This is a genomic window from Staphylococcus croceilyticus, from assembly GCF_002902575.1.
GTDB lineage: Bacteria > Bacillota > Bacilli > Staphylococcales > Staphylococcaceae > Staphylococcus > Staphylococcus croceilyticus.
In genome coordinates, this window is record NZ_PPRD01000131.1 from 3,326 (window position 1) to 12,936 (window position 9,611).

A 9,611-nucleotide genomic window follows, 5' to 3' on the forward strand; every position below is an offset into this window, starting at 1 on the left:
TGAGTCGCTATCTGAGTCTTCTTCGAAATAACCATTATCGATAGTTAAATCATCATGATCAGTGATAGTTACATGAACATCTTCACCATCAGCATCTTTTTCATCGTCACCAGAATCAGTAGTTGTTTGTGTTAATCCATCAGGTTTATCAAAATGAACATTATATTCTCCACTATCTAAATCTTCAAAAATATATTTGCCATTTTCATCTGTTTGGGTAGTTTTTAAGACATTTCCGTTATTATCTTTTAACGTAACTGTTACACCTTTTATACCTTTTTCGTTATCATCTTGATGTCCATCTTTATTAGTGTCATACCAAACATAATCACCTAATTTATATTTAGGTGTCTTGTAGAAACCGCTGTCTAAAGTCATATCATCATGACCTTGTATTGTTACAGTTACAGAAGAACCATTAGAATCATTTTCATTTGTTGAGTTTGCAGCATTCTTAACTGTTGGAGTATATCCATCTGGTGTTTCAAAGCTTACAGTGTATGTCGAACCATCATCTAAACCATCAAATTCATAATGACCGTTTTCGTCCGTACGAACTGATTTTTGAGTTCCATCTGGATTAGTTAATGTAACTAATACTCCACTTATAGGTCTTTCATTATTATCAGTGCCTTGAATACCATCTTTATCCACATCTTCCCAAACATAGTCACCTATTTTATACTTTTTAGCTGGTGTATCACCTGAACCTCCTGAATTATTTGATGAAAATTCTACATTGTTACCATAACCAGCATTATAAGTTCCACCAGAATTTGAGTCATATGATGATAAAATTGCATGTTGTTGGACTTGAGAGTAACCATCATCGTCCACTCCATAGCTACTAACAACTTGAACAATATATGGTGTATCTATATTTTGACCAAAATCAATTTTAAATTGGTTATTATACGGTTGGCGAGTGATAGTAAAGTCCTCTGAATTTGTTACATCTTCATACTGACTATAATCATAAATTTTATTACTATCTGGAAGCGTTTGATCGTTTCTTACTTTATAAATACGAATATAAGTATCATTATCAATAATTGTTGAACCATTGCTATTGTTTGTTGGCTGTCCTGAAACTACTAATGAAGGATTAGGAATATTTTCACGTAACGGATTAACGTAAATCGTTTGTTCAATTCTTTGATTATCTTCATCTAATCTAGTAAATGAAGTCGAAATATTAGCAGGGCCTTCTTCTTGAGGGTATTGATATTCAATAGTAACATCTTTATGTGCTTCTGTATTAGCTGTTTTATATGTTAAATCTAAATTAGTATCTCTATCAGGCACTTGTTCTTTATCGATATATGACGTTAATGATAAACGAGCTACAATATTTTCATACTTATCTACATAATCAGTAAATGTATATGTTAATTGTCTATTATCAAGATCATATGAACCATTAGCAATAACCTCACCTGAATCATCTACGATGTTCGGCAAACTATAGCGAGTAGTTAAATCTGATGGAAGTGTACGTTTATCGTAATTAACCGTCATTGTATCTCCACTATGTACAGCATTATCAATAGAGAAAGTTGAATCATATTGAATATTCTCAGCATCATGAGCTTCAATAATACCATCGTTTTCTTTACCTTCTGTAATGCTTTGATTAATAACATGAATTAAGTCATTTACATTTTGACCTTGACTTTGATTAGCCGCTAATTTTCTAACTGCTAATCTTGTTCTAGGCTGAACAGTACGTGAAGCATTTACATCACTTGTAGTTGCATAATTAGTTTCTGAATCTTTTTTCTCTGAATCTGCTTTCACTAAAGCACTTAGCAAGTTTTTACTATTTAAATCTTTATAATCAAGATTTAAGTTTTCAACATCTGCTGTTGCTTCTTCAACAGAACTATTAGTATTTTTAGCAACAAAATTAGTAATTGCTTCTTTTTTATCTTGTTCATTTTTAGCATTGTCTAATTTATCGCCAGTTTCTTTGAATGATTTATTTAATTCAGTATTTGCTACGATTTCTTTTGTACTTGGTTCTTCTTTTGTTGCTTCTTCGCTAGTTTCTTTTGTACTTAGTTCTTTTTTTGTTGTTTCTTCACTAGTTTCTTTTGTACTTGGTTCTTTTTTTGTTGTTTCTTCGCTAGTTTCTTTTGTACTTGGTTCTTCTTTTGTTGTTTCTTCACTAGTTTCTTTTGTACTTGGTTCTTTTTTTGTTGTTTCTTCACTAGTTTCTTTTGTACTTGGTTCTTCTTTTGTTGTTTCTTCACTAGTTTCTTTTGTACTTGGCTCTTCTTTTGTTGTTTCTTCGCTAGTTTCTTTTGTGCTTGGTTCTTCTTTTGTTGTTTCTTCGCTAGTTTCTTTTGTACTTAGCTCTTCTTTTGTTGTTTCTTCGTTAGTTTCTTTTGTGCTTGGTTCTTCTTTTGTTGTTTCTTCGCTAGTTTCTTTTGTGCTTGGTTCTTCTTTTGTTTCTTTACTTACTTCTTCTGTACTTGATTGTTCTGTTGTTTCTTTACTTATTTCTTCTGTACTTGGTTGTTCTGTTGTTTCTTTACTTATTTCTTCTGTACTTGGTTGTTCTGTTGTTTCTTTACTTATCTCTTCTGTACTTGGTTGTTCTGTTGTTTCTTTACTTATCTCTTCTGTACTTGGTTGTTCAGATTGATGAGTAATGTCTAATTGCTCTGTACTATTTGTATTAGCTTCACTAGTTTGAACATTACCTTTTTCTTTCACATCCGATTGTTGATTACTTTCAGTAGTTGTAGATACAGGATCTTTTTCAGCAGCTTTTGCTTCATCATGTGCACTTCCAAAAATTAATGTAGCCCCTACTAATATGGAAGCTGTACCTACTGTGAATTTTCTAATCGAATATTTATTCTGTCTATTCGGTAGGAAATCCAATCTTTTATTTTGTTTTTTCTTCAAACAAATCCACTCCTGTTTTTTTAATTGCACTAATCGTCAGAGAATAATAAAAAAACATTTTAATTCTACAAAATTTAAAATGTTTTTTAATACGTTTGATACCAAACAATTAATTGACAATTATATGCAAATTCACTATACCACATTCTTGTAGATTAAAACCTTATTTTTATAAATTAATATGTTAATTAAATGTATATAGTGTTAAATTTTGAGAAATTATATTATATGCTAAGTGTCAACTAATATATAAGACAAGTTTACAAAGATTTTATATTCAAGGTAAATAAAAAGAAGCGAAAATATTTCGCTTCTTGAACTAGTTTCTTCTATTATATATATGTGTTTTTTCAGTTTATATTAATTTTTTTATTTTAAATGTTCATATGGACTATTATTCACAAATGATACAATTTGATCTACGAATAATTTTGCGCGTAATTGAAATTGTTCGTCATCTAAATATAATGTCCCATCATCTAATTTGCCGTAATCAGAGTCATGCGTAGCAATTTGTGTAGGTACAGCGATACCTAATAAGCTTCTTACGATTACACGTAAGTGTGATAATGGTTCTGAACTTACAATGCCACCGCTATTACCGATTAAGCCGACTGGTTTCATTTTAAAATAATCCATGTTGACGTGGTCTAACGCATTTTTCAAAATACCAGAATATGAACCATGATAGTTTGGCGTACCAAGAATTAAGAAATCCGCTTCCATCGTCTTCTCTTTAAACTCTTTCGTATTAGCTTTGATTTCATCTACAGAAGGTGTCGTACCTGAGAAGTCTAACTGATTTAATGGTTTCTCAGCTAAATCGAAAATATCGACATCCATATCATGATTATCAAATTGACCTACTAAATATTTCGCCAATGCGTTTGTATGGGAGCCAACTTGGGCACTTCCTACAATAATAAGTCCTTTCATTATTACAAAACTCCTTTAATTATTTATTCTGCTCTTCTTTTAATAACTTCATAATCGCTTTACCAACACCACTATTTTCGTTTGTATCAGTAACGTATTTAGCAATCGCCTTCACTTCAGGCATTGCATTCTCCATAGCAACCGGATAACCGACACGCTCTAACATCGACGCATCATTTAGGTTATCGCCTAATGCCATCACATCTTGTAAATCAATATTAAGTTCATCTACAATCGTTTCAAGCGCAATTCCTTTTTGAGCATCTGAATGCGTAATTTCTAAGTTACCACGTGAAGATGATGAAATTGCTAGACTAGGAATAGCCGCCAGTTCTTCACCGATTGCCTTAATTTTCTCTAAATCAGGATTGAAAGCTAATACTTTCATAATTAATTCACCCGGAATATCCTCAATTTCTTCATAACTGTCCACTACTTTTAGCGTTCCATTATCAATACGCTTTTGAATACCCGCTTTAATCTTTTCAACATCAGCTTCCTGGCCCGCTTGTTTCGCAATATCTAAATAAATATCTAAATCACGTGTTGGGTCTTCAGTATAAATTCCTCTATTTGTATAAATTTGATAATATACATCTTCTTTATTCAAGATAGATTTGATTCGCTCCACTAACTCATGATTTAGATTAGACGTACTCATTATATTATGTGTTTCATCACGCACTTCTGCCCCATTCAGGCAAATATATGGCACAGTCAAATCCGTTTCAGCGATAGGCGTACTCGCTTCATAGAAGGCACGTCCCGTCGCAATAACGACTGTAATCCCTTGAGATTGCGCATATTTAATGGCATCAATGTTCTCCTGAGAAATTTCATGCGCTGCATTTAATAAAGTGCCATCCATATCCGTTGCTATTAATTTAATCATACAGTTACCTCGTTTCATTGACTTAATCCCTATCAATTTTTCTTTTTTTGAAAAAGGGTAGTTGCTTAACAAAACTATGAAATTTTAAACTTTAAATTCAGTGTTTATTTTAACAAATTTGCGACAGTTTGTACGTTTAAATGTTTGTTTTAGACTTCTTCTCTCGCAGTTCACGGAAAAAGTTACGCAACAAATCGCCACACTCATTTTCAAGAACGCCTGTAACTACCGAGGCTCTATGATTAAAACGAGGCTCTTCAAGTAAATTCATTAAACTACCACTACATCCGCCTTTAGGATCCATAGCGCCAAATACCACTTTAGGGATACGACTCATCACAATCGCGCCGGCACACATTACACATGGTTCGAGCGTGACATATAATGTACAATCTTCCAAACGCCAACTTCCCACCACTTTCGAAGCTCGTTCAATCGCGATATGTTCTGCATGTGCAGTGGGTTGTTGTGCAGTTTCTCTTAAATTGTGAGCACGCGCTATAATTTCATTATCTTTTACAATAATAGCCCCAATGGGCACTTCGCCAAGTAGTTGCGCTTTCTTCGCTTCTTCAATCGCTAAATTCATGTAATATTCATCATTTGCCATGTGTGTCCTACCTCACTTGTGATACAATACTCATTGTCTATTTTAACATTTGGAGATGTGATTATGAATAAACCATTTATCGCAATCGAAGGTCCTATCGGTGTAGGTAAGTCTTCTTTAGCTCATAAACTTAGCCAAACTTTGAATTATTATGAAGAAAAAGAAATTATTGACGAGAACCCCTTTTTATCAGATTTTTACGATGACATTTCTAAATGGAGCTTTCAAACGGAAATGTTCTTCTTATGTAATCGCTACAAACAAGCCAAAGATATTGCAGAAATGAAGCAAGGCGTTGTCAGTGATTATCACATTTATAAAAATAAACTTTTTGCTCGTAATACGTTGGATGATGCAGAATTTGATAAATTCAATCGCATTTTTGATATTTTGACGGAAGATATTGAAATGCCAAATATGATTATTTTCTTAGATGCCGATTTAAGTATTTTGAAAAAGCGTATTGCTAAACGTAATCGTAGCTTTGAGCACCAAATTGAAGATGATTATTTATTAAATTTAAAAAGAGATTATTTAGCGTTGTATGAAACTCTTAAACAAGAAGGCGCAAATGTTGTATTAATCAATACAAGTGACATTGATTTTGTAAATAATGAAACAGATTATCAGTATATTTTAGAACAAATTAAACCAATGATAGGAGATAGTAGAAATGAATAATTATGGTGTACCTCAGAATGCAATTATTACAATTGCTGGGACAGTGGGTGTAGGAAAGTCAACATTAACACAGGCGTTAGCTGACAAATTAAATTTTAAGACTTCTTTTGAAAATGTAGACCATAATCCTTATTTAGATAAATTCTATGATGATTTTGAACGTTGGAGTTTTCATTTACAAATTTATTTTTTAGCAGAGCGTTTTAAAGAACAAAAACGTATGTTTGAATATGGTGGCGGCTTTATTCAAGATCGTTCTATTTATGAAGATGTAGATATTTTTGCGAAGATGCATGAAGAACAAGGTACGATGAGTGCAGATGACTTTAAAACGTATTCAGAGTTATTTAATGCGATGGTCATGACGCCATATTTTCCAAAGCCAGATGTATTGATTTATTTAGAGTGTGATTATAATGAGGTAATTGAGCGTATTAAGCGTCGTGGTCGAGATATGGAGATTAATACAGACCCTGAGTATTGGCAAAAGTTGTTCAAACGTTATGAAAATTGGATTAATAATTTTAATGCGTGTCCGGTGGTTCGTATTAATATTAATGAGTATGATATTCATGAAAATCCTGATTCATTGGACCCAATTATTGATAAAATTGCGCATATCATTAATACATATCGCAATGTGGATAATAGATAATACAAAATGCCTGCACAATTAACCGAATTGTGTAGGCATTTTGTATATTGAAGTAGTTCATTAGATAGATATTCACTCACTTAAGTTGCTGCGCGTTCCTGGGGTGCCGTCTCTAAAGCAGTTCTTAAATGGATTGATATTACACTTAAGTTGAGATGCTTGCCTAGGGGGCTGGGTCGAGCCTTGGTCTCGACACTCATCCTGCTCCCTTAGGCGTCACTCAACTACGTTCCATTATCCATTTTAGAACTACTTACCTAAGTGCTATAGCACTTAGGTTCATTAACAGCACTGCTCCCCTAGGAGTCTACGCAACTACGTTTCGTTATCTATCTTAGAACGCCTTACACAAGTGCAAGTGCACTTGTGTTCAATATAAAAATCGCCAAGAGTCGCGCAACGCCATTAATTATCCATCTTTAGAACTACTTATTCAAAAGGAAATTTACGTTTATTAACAGTTTTATATATACAAATATTATTGCTCTACAATCAAAATATTTTTAAACTTTATTATTTATGTGAGTGTAGATACGTATTTATTAATATTTTTAAATACAATTATTTTTCGCTGTGTTGTTTTAGTATTTTAGGAACGTCTACGGCTGTGTCGATAATGTAGTCTGCGTCTTCTAGTTCATCTTTTTCAGCGATGCCACTTAATACGCCGATTGCTAGGCCTAATTCTGCATTTACTTTTGTTTTCATATCATTATTCGTATCTCCTACGATAACCACATCTTCAGGTCTAACATCATAGTGATCGAATAATGGATTGAGTACTGCTGGATTTGGCTTTTCAGCAGCATGTGTTTCAGTAGAAATGACCAGGTCAAAAGCATCTTTTGAATTCGTGTCTTCTAAAAATTGCATGACACCTTTTCGAGAATCACTTGTGACGATACCAATTTTGTAGCCCTCATTTTTCAGAGCTTTAATAGTTTCATAAACGCCTTCAATCCAGTTATTCTCTGGTACGCGATTATCTACAAGTTCTTGGCTTGTGTTACGCGTCCAATCCGATACATCTTCACCAGCTATATTACTAAATGCCTTCACCATATCATCCAGTGAGCCTGAACCCATGACAGAATTCGGCACAATCGCATCATCAATTACACCAAGTTGACGATGTGCCGCTTCTTTATCAGCGATTGGAAATTTATCTAAAAAGCTGTCTACCAGACGAACGCCAATCTTCTCCCAGCTCTTATCAAATTCAATTAATGTCCCGTCTTTATCAAATAATATCCATTCCATTTCAGCTAACACTCCTGCTATTCATGATTTATAACTCTTCTATTGTAATATAGATAGTGATGATTCGTATAGAAATGTGAAATGATTGATGTAAAGGTGATTTTTTCTCCAAATAAAAACTTTAATTTTTATCAAAATATGTAGTTTACAACTATTATAGGTGGGTAAACTTAAGTACGGTTATTCAATTTCATAAATCGTAAAAGCTTACCCCATTAGTCAATAGATTAGTGGGGTCTTTCTTATTAAAAAAATACCTCCTAATTGTTAGAATTTAATCTAACTTTTAGGAGGTATTTACTATATAATTTAACAACTTATTTAGGTTCGCCGTGTACTAAAATGCCACTTACTAAATCGATGACTTTTTTAATGAAACCGAATACGTCTGCCATTTGATTTCACTCCTTATATATTTGTCTTATACCTATAGTTTAGCTTCCTTTAGAAGTTTTTGGGCATTCTTGCGTAAATGATTATTTATGATGCAAATCTGTCATTAAAGCAGTTATTTTAAGTCAATCGAAAGCAATTCTTCTACATAACTGTCTTTCGCTTCAAATACTACTGTATTGCTTTTTATTTTAACTAGTTTGTCTTCATATTTAGAGATTACTTCATTGACCTTATTTCTTGAGTAACCTACAATATCCTTCAATTCTTTTATGCTTATTCTTGAATACTTACTTCCAAACACTTTATCTTGAAGCAATACAAATAGAACAGCTAAATCATATTTATTTAATGTTTGTTGATCGAGTGATTTTGCTAATCTTGTAATTATTTTAATGTTATTTTCAAAAGTTTCTATAATATTATTCTGACCTTCTATAAGTAATTGCATCATCTCATCGATAAAATTAGTTAATTCACCTTTATTAAAATAATCAGAGGCTTCTTCAAACGATTTATAATATTTATTTTTATTATTATTTACTACATATGAAAAAGTAAGAGCTGTAAATGAATCTAAATTATCATTTAGCAATTTTGCCAAAATGTATCTTCCCACTCTGCCATTTCCATCAGGCAAATCAGTTTCTTTAATTTCAGATGAAACAATAGAATCAAAAATTTTACGTATATCTGATATCGAATTAAAAGATACATTACCATTTTCCAACATAATATATTGATTAACTAATCCATCGAAACGTTTATTTTCACCTTTAGTTTTATTTAAAGAAACAGCTATTTCTTTTTTCGTACTTTTCACATTTTCAATTTCATTAGTACTTTGTAACTCATTTATCAATAAATGCTTTATATACGAATCATTCGCAACCTTAGGTAATGAAGTAGACAGTTGCTTAATTCTATCTGAATTCTTTAAAATCTTTTCTAAATGAATACATAATGCACGATTTATAACAAAAAATAAGGGATATTTAATTTCTGTTCTTTTTTTTCATCTTGTATTGAATGAATAATAAAATCTGTTACGTAACTTGAATAACTGTTTAATCTCAAATTATATTCAGTTTCAATGCTATCCCAACCATACATGTGAAAAATCTTTTTAAGCGACGTATACTCCAATTAAATACCTCCTTACTTATCATATATAAAAATATGATATTTATAATCAAGGTTATTATACTTAATTTTTCATTATTATAGAAGTAGGTGGTTTAAACCTATTTTTAAATAGATAATTGTAATAT

General features: G+C 32.1%; 9 protein-coding genes. 2 read left to right on the forward strand and 7 right to left on the reverse strand.

Features of this window, described 5'->3' with window-relative positions; genetic code table 11:
- From CD128_RS11310 to tadA, 4 genes are all read right to left on the reverse strand, one after another.
- Nucleotides 1-2,913: SdrD B-like domain-containing protein (locus CD128_RS11310; RefSeq protein ID WP_331813076.1), on the reverse strand; the 2,913-nt coding region annotated here is incomplete at its 3' end.
- A gap of 369 nt (nucleotides 2,914-3,282) precedes the next feature.
- Nucleotides 3,283-3,849 (reverse strand): NADPH-dependent FMN reductase, encoded by a 567-nt coding sequence (locus CD128_RS11325; RefSeq protein WP_103329973.1) that lies wholly within the window; start codon nucleotides 3,847-3,849, stop codon nucleotides 3,283-3,285.
- Between the two features lie 19 nt (nucleotides 3,850-3,868).
- Nucleotides 3,869-4,741: a Cof-type HAD-IIB family hydrolase gene (locus CD128_RS11330; RefSeq protein ID WP_103329974.1), complete on the reverse strand. Its 873-nt coding sequence runs from the start codon at nucleotides 4,739-4,741 to the stop codon at nucleotides 3,869-3,871.
- A gap of 136 nt (nucleotides 4,742-4,877) precedes the next feature.
- A complete protein-coding gene (gene tadA / locus CD128_RS11335) occupies nucleotides 4,878-5,351 on the reverse strand; it encodes a tRNA adenosine(34) deaminase TadA (RefSeq protein WP_103329975.1) in 474 nt (157 codons plus the stop codon).
- A gap of 63 nt (nucleotides 5,352-5,414) precedes the next feature.
- On the opposite strand from tadA, the gene CD128_RS11340 reads away from it, so the two are divergent.
- Both CD128_RS11340 and CD128_RS11345 read left to right on the forward strand, forming a co-directional pair.
- Complete coding sequence (locus CD128_RS11340) at nucleotides 5,415-6,032, forward strand: deoxynucleoside kinase (RefSeq protein WP_103329976.1); 618 nt, start codon at nucleotides 5,415-5,417, stop codon at nucleotides 6,030-6,032.
- Complete coding sequence (locus tag CD128_RS11345; protein WP_103329977.1) at nucleotides 6,025-6,687, forward strand: deoxynucleoside kinase; 663 nt, start codon at nucleotides 6,025-6,027, stop codon at nucleotides 6,685-6,687. Before CD128_RS11340 ends, CD128_RS11345 begins: the two co-directional genes overlap by 8 nt.
- Nucleotides 6,688-7,248: 561 nt before the next feature.
- Here CD128_RS11345 and CD128_RS11350 read toward each other — a convergent pair.
- The 3 genes from CD128_RS11350 to CD128_RS11945 form a co-directional block, all read right to left on the reverse strand.
- Nucleotides 7,249-7,947: an HAD family hydrolase gene (locus CD128_RS11350; protein WP_103329978.1), complete on the reverse strand. Its 699-nt coding sequence runs from the start codon at nucleotides 7,945-7,947 to the stop codon at nucleotides 7,249-7,251.
- Between the two features lie 508 nt (nucleotides 7,948-8,455).
- Complete coding sequence (locus CD128_RS11355) at nucleotides 8,456-9,202, reverse strand: Fic family protein (RefSeq protein WP_231917335.1); 747 nt, start codon at nucleotides 9,200-9,202, stop codon at nucleotides 8,456-8,458.
- Nucleotides 9,203-9,312: 110 nt separating this feature from the next.
- A complete protein-coding gene (locus CD128_RS11945; protein WP_231917336.1) occupies nucleotides 9,313-9,486 on the reverse strand; it encodes a hypothetical protein in 174 nt (57 codons plus the stop codon).
- Between the last annotated feature and the right edge of the window lie 125 nt (nucleotides 9,487-9,611).